This is a genomic window from Psychrobacter sp. AOP3-A1-26 (genome assembly GCF_052378235.1).
GTDB lineage: Bacteria > Pseudomonadota > Gammaproteobacteria > Pseudomonadales > Moraxellaceae > Psychrobacter.
Window position 1 is genome coordinate 1 of sequence record NZ_JBQSXN010000022.1, and the last position, 16445, is coordinate 16445.

The window sequence follows — 16445 nt, forward strand, 5'->3', positions numbered from 1 at the left end:
AGTATTAAAAAACGACTGAAAAATCCAGTGTGCTTATCGCCAATACTCCTTCAACCAAGGGCTTGGTTTCACATGACGATACCATTTACCACCACCACCATTGATAGCATCGGGCGGGTTAATCTCACCATGAAAGATGACGATTTTTGCACCAGATGGAAGTGTAGGTGCGCGTATAAAATTAAATGGAATAGGGGCGATGCATTGGTACTTGAAGCTGACACACCAGTCTTTATCCCAATACTCTAGGTGATGATGTTCACGCAAGTAGTTCGACAGATAGGCCTGCTCGTGGCGTACTTGGGTGCGAATGGTATCAAAGTTACGCTCAAAGTTTGCCAGCAAATCAGGGTACGTATCCAAACCAATATTGAAGCGATATACCGAGCTATTACCAATCATTCGCCACGGTTTTTTCCAATCACGAATGATAACGACACTGTCTTGGTGCTCAGCTTCATAAGTAAAAAAGCCATCAATATTATCAACGATAACAATGTCGATGTCTAAAAATAAGGCCACACCTTTGAGGTCGTATAGCTCAGGCTTAAAAGTCGTGAGCTTTTTCCAGCCACGCTCAGGCCCAGCGGGTAAATCCATTTCAGGTATAGGATAGCAAGCGACATTAGGGTTGATACCTGCGCTATCATCAGTTAAGCATACCATTTGGAAGTCTAAAGTAAGATGGCGACTGACCATATTATAAAGGCGATTGACGTATTCAGGACCATATTTATCGCCCCATTTCATACAAATGATATAACGCTGCTCAGACATATGGATGCCTGCTGGCGTTTGGTCTGTCGGTAAAGGGTTGGTTACGTCAGTTGCCATAATGCACTCATATTGATGTAAATGAAGGACTGATGAATAAGATTAAAAAGTTAGCCAATACTAGCATAGCTGTTGTTTGCGATATCTCTAAACGCTTAATTGATTGTACGGTTATTGCTCATTGCATTCATTGTTATGAGGTACATCGTTAGCACTATCTTGGTTGTGAGCAGAATGCCTATCCTGATTACTGCGAATAAAAGTAGTTAAGAGGGTTTTATCAGCCGTATAAGGGTTACCTACAGTGGGTATGTGCTTAAAGCGTCGATAGCCCCACATATAATGACTGCAATTGTCTTTAATCATACGCTGCATCGCTTTATTAAGCGCATGAGTAGCGATTTCGGCGTTGCGGTCATAAAGTGCTGGATTATCAAGTTTATAACAGTAAATATCAAAGCCACGACCATCGTCACGGCGAATACAAGATAAGCCTACCAGTGCACATTTGGTTTTGCTAGCCAGTTTGGAGGCGAGGGTGCTGGTTAACGTCTCAACACCAAAGAAGGGTACGACGACACCACCTGATGGGTCGGGGACGTGATCAGGTAATACAATACTAAACCCCCCTTGTTTAAGCGTCTTAAAAACGGCTTTGACCCCGCTACCATCGGTAGGTACTAAAGTCGCATTGAGCCGCGCCCGCCCTTGTAGCACAAAGTCGTTGGTAATATCACCTTTGACTGGTTTATACATGATGGTTGGTGAACCAAACTGATTGAGCCAGGCGTTCATCATCTCCCACGTTCCCAGATGTGGAACGATTGCCAGCATGCCGTTAGGACTAGCAAGTCCTTCTAATAAAATGTCTTTATTATGCACATCACGAATCTGGGCGATACTCCATTCTGGTGGCATCGCCCAACTCTTAATCGACTCAATACTGGTTAAACATTGATGGTAAATAATGTCTTTGACAAGGATTTGTTTTTGCAAATTAGGCAAGGTATGAGCAATCAGTGCGATATTAGTATTCACTGTGCGCATGATACTGGCGTTAGGCATCTTTAAAATGACCCACGCAACAAAACGTGCCAGCATCTGCAAGACAGACAATGGCACGATTTTGAAGATATGATACGGATTCATAACCATTCACATGGTGACGAATCACGTAACCTGCACTGTAAAAAATATCTGCGCATTATTCAACCATTTATTGAGCAGGCTTGTTGGCGTCAGCCTGTACTTTTTCACGCACACGGATACCAAGCTCACGTAGCTGCTTGCTATCAACTTCAGCAGGTGCTTGCGTTAATGGACACTCAGCTGTCTTAGTTTTTGGGAAGGCAATGACGTCACGGATAGAGCCTGCACCGACCATCAGCATAATCAAGCGATCTAAACCAAAGGCTAGGCCACCATGCGGCGGCGCACCAAATTTGAGTGCATCCAATAAGAAACCAAATTTGTCCTCGGCCTCAGTTTCACCAATACCTAGCGCTTCTAACACTGCTTGCTGCATCTCAAACGTGTTGATACGTAGGCTACCACCGCCAATTTCGGTACCGTTTAAGACCATGTCATAAGCAATCGACAGGGCGGCTTCTGGATTGTTTTTTAATTCTTCAACTGAGCCTTTAGGCTTAGTAAACGGATGATGCATGGATGTCCATTTGCCGTCGTCCGTTTCTTCAAACATGGGGAAGTCAGTGACCCAAAGTGGCGCCCACTCACACGTAGTCATTTCAAGGTCGAGACCAATCTTTTGACGTAGTGCACCCATTGCGTCATTGACGATACTGGCTTTATCGGCACCAAAGAAGATAATATCACTGCTCTCTGCACCCGTACGTTCAATCAAACTCACCAATACATCATCAGTCATGTTTTTGATGATCGGTGATTGTAGACCAGATTCTTGGTCCACGCCGTTGTTAATATTGCTGGCATCATTGACTTTAATATAAGCCAAGCCGCGCGCACCATAGATACCGACAAATTTGGTATAAGCATCTATTTGCTTGCGACTAAGCGAGCTACCACCAGGGACGCGTAGGGCAGCGACGCGACCTTTAGGATCATTGGCAGGGCCCGCGAATACTTTAAAGTCAACGTCTTTCATCAAGTCAGCAACGTCGACCAATTTCAATGGAATACGCAAATCAGGCTTATCTGACGCATAGTCACGCATTGCTTCAGCATAAGTCATACGCGGAAAGTCTGCAAACTCAACGTTCATCATGGTTTTAAACAGATGTTTGATAAGACCTTCGTTGATGTTCATGATTTCTTCTTCATTTAAGAAAGAAGTCTCAATGTCCACCTGGGTGAATTCTGGCTGACGGTCAGCACGTAAATCTTCGTCACGGAAGCATTTAGCGATTTGATAATAGCGATCAAAACCTGAAATCATTAATAATTGCTTAAATAACTGTGGCGACTGCGGCAAAGCAAAGAAGTTGCCCGGGCGTGTACGCGAAGGCACAAGATAGTCACGTGCGCCTTCAGGCGTGGCTTTGGTCAAAATAGGGGTTTCAACATCTAAGAAGCCATGGTCATCTAGGTAACGACGAATCGCTGAAGTGGCTTTAGCGCGGAAAACCATACGCTCTTGCATCTGTGGACGACGCATATCAAGGTAGCGATATTTTAGACGCAAGTCTTCTGATACTGTGGTGTTTTCATCATTCAAAGGGAATGGTGGCGTTTCAGACTTTGCCAATACTTCAATCTCTTTGCCCAATAGTTCCACTTGACCGCTGGTCATATTGTTGTTTTCGGTGCCTTCATAACGACGACGTACACGGCCTGTAATTTTTAGTACGTATTCAGGGCGTACTGCATCAGCAGTGGCAAAAGCTTCTGGGGTATCAGGGTCAACAACGACCTGTAAGATACCAGCGCGGTCACGCATGTCTAAAAAAATCACGCCACCGTGATCGCGACGACGATGTACCCAGCCCACGACACTAATAGTCTGATCAATTAAGCTTTCGGTTACGGCTCCGCAATATTCGTCTCGGTATTCGCTATGCGTCATAGTGCTTTGCGTCATAATAAGGTTATCCAGTTGTCAGCCCAATTCGAAGTACAATATGCAGCCATTGTTGCGCGTTTCAAGCTATTTGCAAAAAAAGCACAAACAACGCGATTAAGACAAATGGTCATCACGTTGGCTGCAGAAAATTTGATGTAAACGCATATTATGCCTAATCTGCCTTTGTTATACAACCAGCGGAGTCCAATCAAACCTTAGGAGTCAGTGCAGCCCAATCAAAGTATAAAAGTACCTCGATACCGACGAGTTTATTCAGTAACAATTGCCTTGGCGTAAATATCTGCATTTTGCTTGAAAATAGAGGTCGCTGGGCACATATCAAGATAACTAATAAAATGCTATTAAAATTATTTACACCATTCAAGGAATACTACTGATGCTGTTTCATCCTACTAAAAACCCTGTTGAGCTACGCGTTATTCATCTAAATAAAAATCAAGAACAACGTCGTGAAGACCTGATGGAGGCAACTCAAGGTAAAGCGGCGCTTAAGCAATTCAAAAAAGTGATGGCTAAAAAAGCCAAGCAAGCGCTAAAAGCAAAAACCAAGAATAAGAAAAAAAAGCACAATTCTAAACCACAAGTTTTCGTCCTTGATTTCGATGGCGATATCAAAGCCTCGGCGGTTAAGCATATGCGTGAAGAAATAAGTACGCTCATTAGCACTGCCAATAAAGGCGATGAAGTCGTCGTGCGCCTTGAGTCAGGCGGTGGCTTGGTTCATGGTTATGGACTGGCAGCGGCACAATTGGCACGTCTAAAAGATGCAGGTCTAACATTAACCGTCTGCGTGGATAAAATTGCGGCTAGTGGGGGCTATATGATGGCTTGTGTTGCAGACAACGTTATCGCTGCTCCATTTGCCGTGATTGGTTCTATCGGAGTGGTATCACAATTACCAAATTTCCATAAATGGCTCAAAAATCATGATGTCGATTATGAAATGTTTACCGCTGGTGACTATAAACGTACCGTGACTGTATTTGGCGAAAATGCTGCTGAGGATCGTGCCAAATATCAAGAAGAGCTAGAGCAAACGCACGAGTTGTTTAAGCATTTTGTCAATACTTACCGTCCAGCATTAGATGTCGATAAAGTGGCTACTGGAGAGCATTGGTATGGTGAAGACGCGCTAAAACTCAATTTAATTGATAGTCTGCAAACTTCGGACAGCTATATTTTAGAACGAATGGAAAACAACGAAGTCTATGCACTACATTCACGCCAAAAACCAACGCTAGCCGAAAAATTGGGATTGTCACAAGCGGCAGAAGCCACCGTAAATATGGCGATTGATAAGCTACCAGATGCTTTGATGCGTGTTGATCTGAATAGCCGCTTAAACATTCTAAAATAATGATATATATATCGTTCTATAATCGTTTCGCTTTTATTTTACCGAACTATAGTCCGTTAAAGATAAAAGCGAGTTATTTATATTAACGTGCCGCTGCTATAATTTTTAAATTGAATCGGCTATATATTGCTTATTTATTAATCGTTGAGCATCTTTGGTTTGTATGATGCATTGTTTGTATTTTGTAAAAGGCGTGTCCTAGCGGGTCGCGCCTTTTTGCTGTTTATTCATATTTGCTGTGTTATAAATGGGGCATACCAAAAAGAGTATACGTACGTACACTATAAGAGTCTCATCAAGTTTTAGTAAAAAATTTGATGAAGATAATCAACAACCAGCAAGAAAAAGGATGTCAGCTATGTCTACCGATACATTAATGTTTACGGCCACAGAACATGGTCAAGCCATGCACGCCAAAGTTAAAGCATTTATTGAAACCCATATTGAACCAATAGAAGCGCAGTTCTGGCAAGACCGTGAAGCGCAAAATCCTGATGGTGACTGGACAACATGGCAGTGGCCTGAAAAATATGAGAGCTTGCGCAAACAAGCACGTGAAGCTGGTTTATGGAATTTATTTTTGCCAGATGACACGCTAGGCGCTGGGCTATCAGTTACCGATTATGCACCGATTGCTGAGCTGACGGGCCGCAGCTTGCTTGCGCCTTACGTATTCAATTGTAATGCGCCTGATAGTGGCAATATGGAATTGCTATGGCGTTATGGCACACAGGAGCAGCAAGACAAGTGGCTCACGCCGATATTAGAAGGTAAAACGCGCTCGGTGTTTTGTATGACTGAGCCTGATGTGGCTTCTAGTGATGCGACCAATATGCAAGCGACGGCTGTCGTGGAAGGTGATGAGATTATCATCAATGGTAGTAAATGGTGGTCATCGGGTCTTGGTGATCCAGCGGTTGACGTGTTGATTGTCATGGCATATACCCCCGATGAAAATAAAGACCGTCACCATCAGCACTCTATGGTCTTAGTGCCAGCAAAAACAGCGGGCGTCAATATCGAGCGTATGCTCAAAGTATTCGGTGATTACGATGCGCCGCATGGTCACGGCGAAGTCAGTTTTAATGAGGTACGTGTGCCAGTTAGTCACTTTATCGGTGGGCCGGGTATGGGCTTTGAAATTGCCCAAGGTCGCTTAGGGCCAGGTCGTATTCATCATTGCATGCGTTGTATTGGGGCTGCTGAAAAGTCATTAGAATTGGCGGTTAAGCGCGGCATGGAGCGCACCGCTTTTGGTAAGCCATTGCTTCAATTAGGCGGTAATTTTGAACGTATCGCTGACGCTCGTATCAAAATTGATCAAGCACGCCTATTAACTTTATATGCCGCACAAAAAATGGATGCGCAAGGCACCAAAGCGGCCTTAACGGAAATCTCTGCTATTAAAGTCGTTGCCCCAACGGTATTGCAAGAAGTGGTCGATATGGCGATTCAGATCCATGGCGGCATGGGTGTCTGCCAAGATACATTATTGCCAAGCTTCTTTGCCCAAGCACGGGCGCTACGCTTAGCAGATGGTCCCGATGAAGTGCATAAAACCATGATTGCCAAATTAGAATTAAAGCGTCAGGGTTTTAAACGTCCGTCGAAACCTACTAAATCATAATTATAGAATGTTATTGAGCTTATAGTTTATACCAAACCCAAGAAGTAAGATTAGCTGTGTCAAACTCGTTTAGTCTACAAAGCGTAGTACTTTCACTCGTTTTCCTTGCTACTCTAATTTTTGTGAATGGTATTAAATAGAGAACAAGTTTAAAAAAGATTAATGAAAATTCACTATCGAATATTTGATAGTGGATTTTTAACCCTTAAACAATAACCACAAGATAAGGAATGTCTCATGGCAACTGCTAATAATGTTAAAAATAATAATAAAATATCAGATAAAGTACTGGATAAAGGGGGCGCTGTTCGCGAAGGCGAGGAGCTTGATGCTAAAGCCGTCAGTGAATGGCTACGAGCTCAAGGTGTTGAGATAGAAGGCGCGCCTACCGTAACGCAATTCTCAGGTGGTGCCTCTAACTGGACGTACCGCTTACAATATGAAAATAAAAGCTTGGATAACAGCCAAGACCTGATTTTACGTCGTCCACCAAAAGGCACTAAAGCCAAGTCGGCGCATGATATGGTGCGCGAATATACGGTACAAAAATCGCTAGAAAATGTTTATCCTTATGTGCCAAAAATGGTGGCGCTGTGTACTGACGAAGCCGTTATCGGTGCAGATTTTTACGTGATGGAGCGTATGGAAGGTATTATTCCTCGTGCCAATTTACCAAAAGGGGTTGATTTAGATACCGAGCAAACACGTAAGTTATGTACCAATGTCATCGATGCTTTGGTGGAGCTACACCAAGTGGATTACAAACAACACCCTGATTTGGTGAGTCTGGGTCGCGGCGATGGTTACTGTGAGCGCCAAGTTAGTGGCTGGGATAAGCGCTATGTTAAAGCCAAAACCCCTAACGTGCCAAGCTTTGCATTGGTACGGCAGTGGCTTGGTAAGCATACACCTGCTGATAGTAAAACCTGTGTCATACACAACGATTGGCGCTTTGACAATGTGATTTTGGCAGCTGACGATCCGACCAAAGTCATTGGCGTCCTTGATTGGGAGATGGCGACCCTTGGCGATCCTTTGATGGATTTGGGTAGCGCATTAGCGTACTGGATTGAAGAAGATGACAATATCATCATGCAGCAGTCACGCCGTCAGCCAACTCACCTAAAGGGTATGATGACCCGCGATGAAGTTGTTGCTTATTATCTTGAGCAGACGGGGTTAGAGATAGAAAATTGGACTTTTTATGAGGTCTTTGGTCTATTCCGTCTGGCGGGTATCGTTCAACAAATTTATTATCGCTACTATCATAAACAAACCACCAATCCAGCGTTTAAGAACTTTTGGATTATCGTCCATGTACTACATGCCAAATGTCTTAAACTGATTGCTCAGTATGAAGGAGAGGCGCTATTTACCAGTCATGTGCAGCCGCATCTGCAAGATATGGGCGTCGATGCTGCCACCGTTGAACAGCTACCAAACCCCGTACAAACTGTTATTAAAGGTATTTTGCCAAAAAGCTATTTTGCGCAAACCACTCAAAAGCCTGAAGAATAAATAGTTTAAGTAAAATTCAAGAAATATCAGTGATAAGGCAGTATTTTATGACAACCATACTTTTAGCACGTCATGGTCAAGCCTCATTTGGTCAAGAAAATTACGATCAGCTTTCAAAGCTTGGTGAGCAACAGGCACAAATGCTGGGTCAGCACTACGCGACTACTCAGCGCCAAATCGATGCTATTTTTACTGGCAGCTTGGTCAGGCAGCAGGATTCGGCCCGTCATTTTTGGGAGCGTTATCAGTCATCTTTTGACGATAATAGCAATATACCTAGCACATCTGCAATCGACCTAAATATACCAGACAGCTATGTGCTGCCACAATTTGATGAGTTTAATCATAAAGACGTGTTTATCAAGTCCAATCCTGCCTTTGCTAGTAAAGGAGCCATCACAGCTGAGCTTGCTAAAGCGAATATACCAGTGACGCGTTTGGCTGAGCTGTTTGATAAGGCCATGCAGCGCTGGCATGGCGGTGATAATGATCATGATTATATCGAAAGCTGGACACAGTTTAATGAGCGGGCAACGCTGGCGCTTGAACAAGTACGCTTGCAAGTGGCAAAGATGGGTTTAGAGCGAGATAGTACCGTGTTAGTCTTTACTTCTGGCGGCATCATCGCGGCTATCACCGCACAATTGTTACAGCAGGGCAGCCAAACCGCTTATCAACTCAATAAAAGCTTGGTCAATACTGGCGTAACGTCTATTACCTTCAAGGAGCAAAGTACACGCTTATTGTCTTTAAATGAATATAGTCATTTATTCGCTGAAGGCAAACGCTTTGTGACGTGGCGTTAAAATAACAGGCAGTTTTTTGCCACGTCTTTTAATAAGCTCTTATGTATAGTCGATCCACTATAAAACAAATACAGTGCTACTGGGATAAGTTTTGCGCTGCCTCTGTCTGCGCCGGCACAGCAAGCAAGGGAAATTTATCCCAGTAGCGCGTTATAATATTTGTACTTATTTTATGAAAGACTGACTATAGTCAAACTCAAATAACGCTGCTACTTATACAGTTCTGATATAAATATCTAGCCATGACGTTTATAATCAGAGTCGCTATCATCAGGATTTATAATAAATGCATTATCAGCTCAAATAATACCAAAGCCAGATAGACAAACGAGAGGCTTCGCGCTATCTTGATATCGATATGGAGAAATAAGGGACTGTTCATGCAACATAAGTTAATGAGCCTAGTGGCAAAAACGGCTATTAAAAGTAAAGATCAATTATTTGGTGCCATACAGCCAGCGCGTTATCTAAAAGGCTTGAATAAGCAGCAGATTGGCCATGGCAAAACGGTTTTAATCACTGGTGCTAGCTCAGGATTGGGCGAGGGCATGGCAAGGTTATTTGCTAAGCTTGGCTATAACTTGGCCATTTGTGCGCGGCGTACTGAGCGACTAGAAAGGCTAAAAACAGAATTGTCGGCACAATATCCTGATATTCGTATTGAGTATCGCGTGCTAGATGTCAGCGATTATGAGGCGATCTTTGAAGTGTTTGACGCGTTTGTGGCTGATTTTGGCCATATAGACCGTGTGGTGGTTAATGCGGGTATTGGTGATAGCCGCCGTATTGGCAAAGGCCGCTTTGATACTAACCGCCGTACGGTTGAGATCAACTTTGTATCAGCATTGGCACAGTGCGAAGCGGCGATGAATATTTTCCGCGCTCAAAATAGTGGACATCTGGTGGTGATATCGAGCATGTCAGCGATGCGCGGACTGCCTAAGCATCTGACAGCCTATGGGGCGAGTAAAGCGGGCTTGGCTCATCTAGCGGAAGGCATTCGTGCTGATATGTTGTTAACCAAACTGCCGATTCAGATTTCTACTATTTATCCAGGTTATATCCGTACCGAAATCAATACCAATGCCAAACCATTACCATTTGAAGTGGATGCAGATACGGGCACTAAAGCCATCGTTGCAGCGATTGAAGCTGGAGTAGAGGAAGCTTGTGTGCCAAGTTTACCGTGGTCGATCGTCGGTCAAGCAATGAAGCATTTACCATTACAAATAGTGAATAAAGTCAGTTAGCAACACTGTATTATTTTTAAGTTAGAACGACTATATTGGCATTAGAGTAAGCGGAAAATAAGATCAAAAAAGCCCTCCACATCACATGTGGAGGGCTTTTATCGTTTTGGAGGCTATAAAGCTTGAGGGTTGTCTAACATGTGTTTTTCACGTAGTTTTTGACGCAGCACTTTACCCACGTTACTTTTTGGTAGCTCGCTGACAAACTCGATATGACGCGGGCATTTATAGCCCGTCATATTGTCTAATGCAAACTCTTTGATAGCACTTTTGGTCACGTTATTGTCTGCAGGCACCACATATATTTTGACCGCTTCGCCTTGACGCTCATCAGGAATGCCAATTACCGCACAATCAACAATACCTTTATAATCCAGCATGACAGATTCGATCTCATTCGGGAAGACGTTAAATCCTGAGACTAAAACCATGTCTTTTTTGCGATCAAGTAGGGTGATGTAACCCCTTTCATCCATACTGATAATATCGCCTGTACGGAAATAACCATCGCTGGTAAAATCATTAGTGTTGTCTTTATTAAGGTAGCCCGAGGTGATATTTGGCCCTTTGATACACATCTCGCCAGCTTGATGTAAGCCTACACGGTTACCTTCATCATCTACGACGATGATATCGACACTAGGTACTGGTATGCCTATGGTGCCGTTAAACTTTCTGTCAGTGATGACATTGGCCGTACCAGCCGCCACACCTTCGGTCATACCCCAACCTTCAACCATCGGGCAGCCAGTGACTTCTAACCAGCGAGCTGCCGTCTGTTCAGTGGCAGCCATACCACCAGCTTGTGAAATACGTAGCGAGCTAAAATCTAAATCTTTAAAGGTTGGTTGATCCAGTAGTCCTTTAAATAGCGTATTAACCGCAGGGAAGATATGGAACGGCTGTTTGGATAACGTTTTGACAAAACCAGGCATATCGCGTGGGTTGGGTACCAGTATAAAGGTATACCCTGAACGCATGCCCAAAAGGCTGAGCATAAAGGCAAAAATATGATACAGCGGTAACGCCATGACCATATTGATGTACACTTCATTGATGTCTGAAGTGACAGGGCGATACCAGGCTTCTGACTGCATGGCGGCAGCGACGACATTACGCTGAGTCAATATAGCCCCTTTAGATAGCCCTGTCGTACCACCAGTGTATTGCAAAATAGCTTTTTGTTGTAGGGCGGTTGTTGGTGCTTTAAAAGGTAGGTTTTTGCCTTTTTTTAATACATCAGGAAATTTAGTAACATTATATTTAGGGTCATTAAGATTATACTTAGGCACTAAACGCTTAACCTGACGGATAACGGTATTAACCAAAATACCTTTTAGTCCCATCATGTCGCCCATTTTTGATAGGACAATACGCTTGATATTGGTCTCTTCGATCACTTGCTCGAGTGCTTGAGCGAAGTTGTCGACCACAAAAATAACCTGAGCGCCCGAATCATTTAGTTGATGACGCAATTCGCGACCCGTATATAGCGGGTTGACAGGGGTACAGACGTAGCCAGCACGCAAAATACCAATCATCGTCGGCAAGTATTGTGGTACGTTTGGCATCATAACTGCCACCACGCTACCTTTGGGGATATCTTGCGCTTGTAACCATGCCGCTATGGCAAGAGAGGCTTTATCGACATCACCATACGTATGAGTGACGCCCATACAGATAGTCATTGGGTGCATACGAAAACGGTTAAAGCATTCTTCATATAGCTCTATGAGGTTTTCATACTGATCAGGGTTGATAGTTTTTGGTACGTTTTGAGGGTACTGATCGAGCCAAGGTTTATCTACTGTCATATTTAGTGTCCTTAAATGTTGAGATAAGTTAAGGTTTTATAAGAAAGTAGTCACATCCATGTCAACAATACCAGTCATCGCTTTGAGGGCAATGGATTGTCGCGTGCTATCCCATTTATTCACAGACTGCTGAAATACGGTAACCTCTATATAATGATATTTAACTAAGTGACATATTTTGGCAACACATTAACATAATTACCATTGATTCCGTTATTTTCATACAAGAACTTGATAGTTTATTATTAAGTTTGATAAACCAAAGAATATATGTTGCAAAATAGAGAAGACAGGATGTTTGGTAAGCTGAAATGAACGTTTTTCTCAGTTAGGCATCAAGGGGTTAAGGAAAAAACGCCTCACATATTATGTAAGGCGCTTGTTACGATATAGGTTTTATATCATTTAGAATTGAGGGTTATCTGCCATGTGTTTTTCGCGGAGTTTTTGACGCAGTACTTTACCCACATTACTTTTTGGTAGCTCGCTGACAAACTCGATATGACGTGGGCATTTATAGCCCGTCATATTGTCTAATGCAAACTCTTTGATAGCGCTTTTGGTCACGTTATTGTCTGCAGGGATAACATATATTTTGACTGTTTCGCCTTGACGCTCATCAGGAATGCCAATCACCGCACAATCAATAATGCCCTCATAATCGAGCATGACCGATTCAACTTCATTTGGGAAGACGTTAAATCCTGAGACCAGAATCATATCTTTTTTGCGGTCCAATAGTCTAAAGTAGCCTTTTTCATCCATGCTGACGATATCGCCAGTACGGAAATATCCATCGCTGGTAAAGTCGTCGCTACTGTCTCTATTGAGGTAGCCTGAGGTGATGTTAGGGCCTTTTACGCACATCTCGCCTGCCTGATTGACCCCAACGCGATTGCCCTCGTCATCAATAATAACAATATCTACGCTAGGGACGGGAACACCAATAGTGCCGTTGAAATTACGATCAGTGACGACGTTGGCTGTACCCACGGCAACACCCTCAGTCATACCCCAGCCCTCAATCATGGCACAGCCTGTCGTCTCAAGCCAGCGTTTGGCAGTTTGCTCTGTCGCAGCCATACCACCAGCTTGTGAGATACGCAATGAGCTAAAATCCAAGTCTTTAAAGTTTGGATTATCCAGCAACCCTTTAAACAAGGTATTAACCGCAGGGAAAATATGAAACGGCTGTTTTGATAATGTTTTGACAAACCCTGGTATGTCACGTGGATTAGGTACCAGAATAAAAGTATAACCCGAGCGCATACCGAGTGAGCTAAGCATAAAGGCAAAAATATGATACAGCGGTAACGCCATGACCATATTGATATAAACCTCGTTGATCTCTGAGGTAATAGGCCGTGTCCATGCTTCTGATTGCATAGCAGCTGCGACGATATTACGCTGAGATAAAATTGCACCTTTTGATAGCCCCGTCGTACCACCGGTGTACTGTAAAAAGGCTTTTTGATCCAAAGTCATTTTTGGCTTTTGGAAAGGCAGGTTTCTACCTTTTTTGAGCACGTCAGGTAATTTGGTGACGTCATATTTAGGGTCATTAAGGTTGTATTTAGGTACTAAACGCTTAACTTGACGGATGATGGTATTCACTAGAATACCTTTCAGACCCATCATGTCGCCCATTTTTGATAAGACAATACGTTTGATATTGGTCTCTTCAATGACTTGCTCGAGTGCTTGAGCGAAGTTGTCGACCACAAATATAGCTTGAGCCCCTGAATCATTTAGTTGATGACGGAGCTCGCGACCGGTATATAGCGGGTTAACAGGGGTACAAACGTAACCAGCACGCAAAATACCAATCATTGTCGGCAAATATTGCGGTACGTTTGGCATCATGAGTGCCACCACACTGCCTTGAGGCAACCCTTGCGCTTGTAGCCATGCTGCAACGGCAAGTGAGGCTTTATCAATATCATCGTAGGTATGGGTAACGCCCATACAAATACTCATCGGATGCAGACGAAAGCGATCAAAGCACTCCTCGTACAGCTCCATGATGCTGCCATATTTATCTGGGTTGATCGTTTTAGGTACACCATTGGGATATTGGGCAAGCCAAGGTTTGTTCGGCGTCATGTCAGCGTCCTTGAAGTTCTAAATAGGGTGGGATTGTGTAATAAAGCAGCCATATCCGTGTCAATAAAACTTATCAGCGCTGACGTAAATCGTTTGCCGCTGAGAGCGATAATATCCTTATCTATTGACGGACCGCTAAGTTTTGTTACTTCGTTCAGTTGCGATGAATGATAAAAGTGTGAAAGTCTAATGAGTGAATTTTAGAAAATACGCTTAAATAAGATCTCTTACTGATTACCTATCACTAAAAATAATGTATTAAGTATAAAATGATACATTTAAGCAATACATTAGCATGAATCTATGTAAATACACTATTAACATGCGCGTACTGCTCAGTACATACAATATAGCTATAAATGAATGTATTTAGAGGTTAAGGAGTGGACACTAAAACCGTCATTGTAACAATAAACGGTTGTTCATCTTTAGGCCGTGATTTGAAAAATTACTCAGCAATATGTTGTGCTATCGCTTGCTCGATAGTGGTGCGTAGGGTCTGTGGTACACGGATGGGGCGCATGGGGGTGGCAGTAGCGCCAGTATCGTTGCTACCGATTTTATCTTTAGATATCGATTCTGGTCTAATTTGGTTTTGTACGCAGGCAATGACAATTTTGGTGCTACTTAATAAGCTGTTGCTAGTTTTGGCATTGTTATCTGCTGTATGACGATGGATGCTTTGATAGAATATAATACTGGCAGGTTTTAGCTCGACTTTATCGATGCGCACATTGATAACTTCATCTAAGAGAATGGCTTTTTTGTATTGTAAGTCTGCTTGGCTTACGACGAAGTGCTGCACGTCACCAGCATCAGTCTGTAAGAAATAACCATTCAAACCCAGCTTGGTAAACCAATCACGTCGGCAGTTTTCAAAAAAGACCAAATGATTGGCGTGATAGACTATACCGCCCGCATCAGTATGGTTAATATACACCTTATAATCTGTCGCAAATAGTGGTGTGGTTTCATTATTCATAGTCGCCGCTGCGTTGGTACTTTTGTGGATAGTGGTTGTCATAAAAATGCTCAATATTTTAATAAGTTTTATTTGGTGAAGTCTTTTTCTACCAAGCGTTGCTTAGGGGTTGAATTCTATACAGACCCTAATAATTCTGCCAATAATAACTACTCTAGCTTAAGATATAAAGGCACGCAACAGATAGGTTGGTCTACGTCTGTTATCATAGTCGCTTACATTTGGCGGTATCTCATATATTCGTATCAAAACCCCATTTCAATCAATCAGTATAGGATAGTTTATGACCCGTTTTGTTTGTTTTAATGTCAATGGTATTCGCGCTCGTCAGCATCAGCTTGAGTCAGTGCGAGAGACAATCGATCCTGACGTCATGGGGCTACAAGAAACCAAAGTTCACGATGAGCAATTTCCGCTTGAAAATGTGGAAAGTTTGGGCTATCACGTCGAATATTTTGGTCAAAAAGCCCATTACGGCGTCGCATTATTGTCCAAAGTTGCGCCTATTTTTGTACAAAAAGGTTTTCCTGGTGAAGATGAAGACGCACAAAAACGCTTTATCCATGCACGCTACGAGCTGCAAGGGCGTGAGATTGATGTGCTCAATGGTTACTTTCCACAAGGGGAGAGCCAAGATCATCCGACCAAGTTTCCGATGAAGCGCGCTTATTATGCCGATTTGATAAAGTATATCGACACTTTAAAAGCAGAAGGGCGCTCGCTTGTCATTATGGGTGATATGAATGTGGCACCTGAAGATATCGATATCGGCATTGGTGAAGTCAATGCCAAACGCTGGCTTAAAAATAGAAAAACCTCCTTTTTGCCAGAGGAGCGCGAGTGGTATAGTGACCTTATGGCGCGTGAGCTGACTGATACTTATCGTTTGCATTATCCAGAGAGTACCGAGTTATACAGCTGGTTTGATTATCGCAGTCGTGGCTTCAACGATGAGCCTAAGCGCGGTTTACGTATCGATCATATCTTGTGCACCGCAGATTTAGTCGATAATTGTGTCGATGCAGGCATCAGTTACGAGCTACGTGCCATGGAAAAACCGTCTGATCATGCACCAATTTGGTCAGCGTTTGATTTAAGTAAATGATAGGTTCGTCTCTCTCTTTCTATAAATGATGATAAAAATTAAAACATA

General features: G+C 43.1%; 12 protein-coding genes. 6 read left to right on the forward strand and 6 right to left on the reverse strand.

From position 1 onward, the window contains the following. Nucleotides 1-33: 33 nt before the first annotated feature. From ACT3TU_RS05720 to aspS, 3 genes are all read right to left on the reverse strand, one after another. Nucleotides 34-777, reverse strand: coding sequence for a glycosyltransferase (locus ACT3TU_RS05720; RefSeq protein ID WP_444784146.1), 744 nt, complete (start codon nt 775-777; stop codon nt 34-36). 168 nt (nt 778-945) lie between these two features. After that, nucleotides 946-1923: a lysophospholipid acyltransferase family protein gene (locus tag ACT3TU_RS05725; protein WP_444784137.1), complete on the reverse strand. Its 978-nt coding sequence runs from the start codon at nt 1921-1923 to the stop codon at nt 946-948. 67 nt (nt 1924-1990) lie between these two features. After that, the gene (gene aspS / locus ACT3TU_RS05730; RefSeq protein ID WP_444784147.1) at nt 1991-3817 is read right to left on the reverse strand and encodes an aspartate--tRNA ligase; all 1827 of its coding nucleotides are present in this window, start codon (nt 3815-3817) and stop codon (nt 1991-1993) included. 376 nt (nt 3818-4193) lie between these two features. On the opposite strand from aspS, the gene sohB reads away from it, so the two are divergent. The 5 genes from sohB (at nt 4194) to ACT3TU_RS05755 (ending at nt 10393) form a co-directional block, all read left to right on the forward strand. Further along, nucleotides 4194-5192 (forward strand): protease SohB, encoded by a 999-nt coding sequence (gene sohB / locus ACT3TU_RS05735; RefSeq protein ID WP_444784148.1) that lies wholly within the window; start codon nt 4194-4196, stop codon nt 5190-5192. A gap of 376 nt (nt 5193-5568) precedes the next feature. Then, nucleotides 5569-6819, forward strand: a complete 1251-nt coding sequence (locus ACT3TU_RS05740; protein ID WP_444784149.1) for an acyl-CoA dehydrogenase family protein — start codon at nt 5569-5571, stop codon at nt 6817-6819. A 237-nt stretch (nt 6820-7056) separates the two neighbouring features. Next, nucleotides 7057-8337: a phosphotransferase family protein gene (locus ACT3TU_RS05745; protein WP_192528773.1), complete on the forward strand. Its 1281-nt coding sequence runs from the start codon at nt 7057-7059 to the stop codon at nt 8335-8337. Between the two features lie 47 nt (nt 8338-8384). Further along, nucleotides 8385-9143: a histidine phosphatase family protein gene (locus ACT3TU_RS05750; RefSeq protein ID WP_192528774.1), complete on the forward strand. Its 759-nt coding sequence runs from the start codon at nt 8385-8387 to the stop codon at nt 9141-9143. 380 nt (nt 9144-9523) lie between these two features. Next, nucleotides 9524-10393 (forward strand): SDR family oxidoreductase, encoded by an 870-nt coding sequence (locus ACT3TU_RS05755; RefSeq protein WP_192528775.1) that lies wholly within the window; start codon nt 9524-9526, stop codon nt 10391-10393. Between the two features lie 113 nt (nt 10394-10506). Here the strand turns inward: ACT3TU_RS05755 and ACT3TU_RS05760 are convergent, their stop codons facing one another. The 3 genes from ACT3TU_RS05760 to ACT3TU_RS05770 form a co-directional block, all read right to left on the reverse strand. Next, nucleotides 10507-12207: an AMP-binding protein gene (locus ACT3TU_RS05760; protein ID WP_192523921.1), complete on the reverse strand. Its 1701-nt coding sequence runs from the start codon at nt 12205-12207 to the stop codon at nt 10507-10509. A gap of 405 nt (nt 12208-12612) precedes the next feature. After that, nucleotides 12613-14310, reverse strand: a complete 1698-nt coding sequence (locus ACT3TU_RS05765; RefSeq protein ID WP_444784138.1) for an AMP-binding protein — start codon at nt 14308-14310, stop codon at nt 12613-12615. A gap of 448 nt (nt 14311-14758) precedes the next feature. Continuing rightward, nucleotides 14759-15334: a thioesterase family protein gene (locus tag ACT3TU_RS05770; RefSeq protein ID WP_192523923.1), complete on the reverse strand. Its 576-nt coding sequence runs from the start codon at nt 15332-15334 to the stop codon at nt 14759-14761. 241 nt (nt 15335-15575) lie between these two features. Here ACT3TU_RS05770 and xthA point away from each other — a divergent pair, with 241 nt between their 5' ends. Further along, entirely contained in the window at nt 15576-16397 is an 822-nt protein-coding gene (gene xthA, locus ACT3TU_RS05775; protein WP_192523924.1) for an exodeoxyribonuclease III, read from the forward strand. Nucleotides 16398-16445 lie beyond the last annotated feature (48 nt).

Excerpts from the sequence above, each read along its gene's own strand:
- ACT3TU_RS05720 (WP_444784146.1), bottom strand. The coding sequence starts at position 777 with ATGTCTGAGCAGCGTTATATCATTTGTATGAAATGGGGCGATAAATAT.
- ACT3TU_RS05725 (WP_444784137.1), bottom strand. The coding sequence starts at position 1,923 with ATGAATCCGTATCATATCTTCAAAATCGTGCCATTGTCTGTCTTGCAG.
- aspS (WP_444784147.1), bottom strand. The coding sequence starts at position 3,817 with ATGACGCATAGCGAATACCGAGACGAATATTGCGGAGCCGTAACCGAA.
- ACT3TU_RS05740 (WP_444784149.1), top strand. The coding sequence starts at position 5,569 with ATGTTTACGGCCACAGAACATGGTCAAGCCATGCACGCCAAAGTTAAA.
- ACT3TU_RS05745 (WP_192528773.1), top strand. The coding sequence starts at position 7,057 with ATGGCAACTGCTAATAATGTTAAAAATAATAATAAAATATCAGATAAA.
- ACT3TU_RS05750 (WP_192528774.1), top strand. The coding sequence starts at position 8,385 with ATGACAACCATACTTTTAGCACGTCATGGTCAAGCCTCATTTGGTCAA.
- ACT3TU_RS05755 (WP_192528775.1), top strand. The coding sequence starts at position 9,524 with ATGCAACATAAGTTAATGAGCCTAGTGGCAAAAACGGCTATTAAAAGT.
- ACT3TU_RS05760 (WP_192523921.1), bottom strand. The coding sequence starts at position 12,207 with ATGACAGTAGATAAACCTTGGCTCGATCAGTACCCTCAAAACGTACCA.
- ACT3TU_RS05765 (WP_444784138.1), bottom strand. The coding sequence starts at position 14,310 with ATGACGCCGAACAAACCTTGGCTTGCCCAATATCCCAATGGTGTACCT.
- ACT3TU_RS05770 (WP_192523923.1), bottom strand. The coding sequence starts at position 15,334 with ATGACAACCACTATCCACAAAAGTACCAACGCAGCGGCGACTATGAAT.
- xthA (WP_192523924.1), top strand. The coding sequence starts at position 15,576 with ATGACCCGTTTTGTTTGTTTTAATGTCAATGGTATTCGCGCTCGTCAG.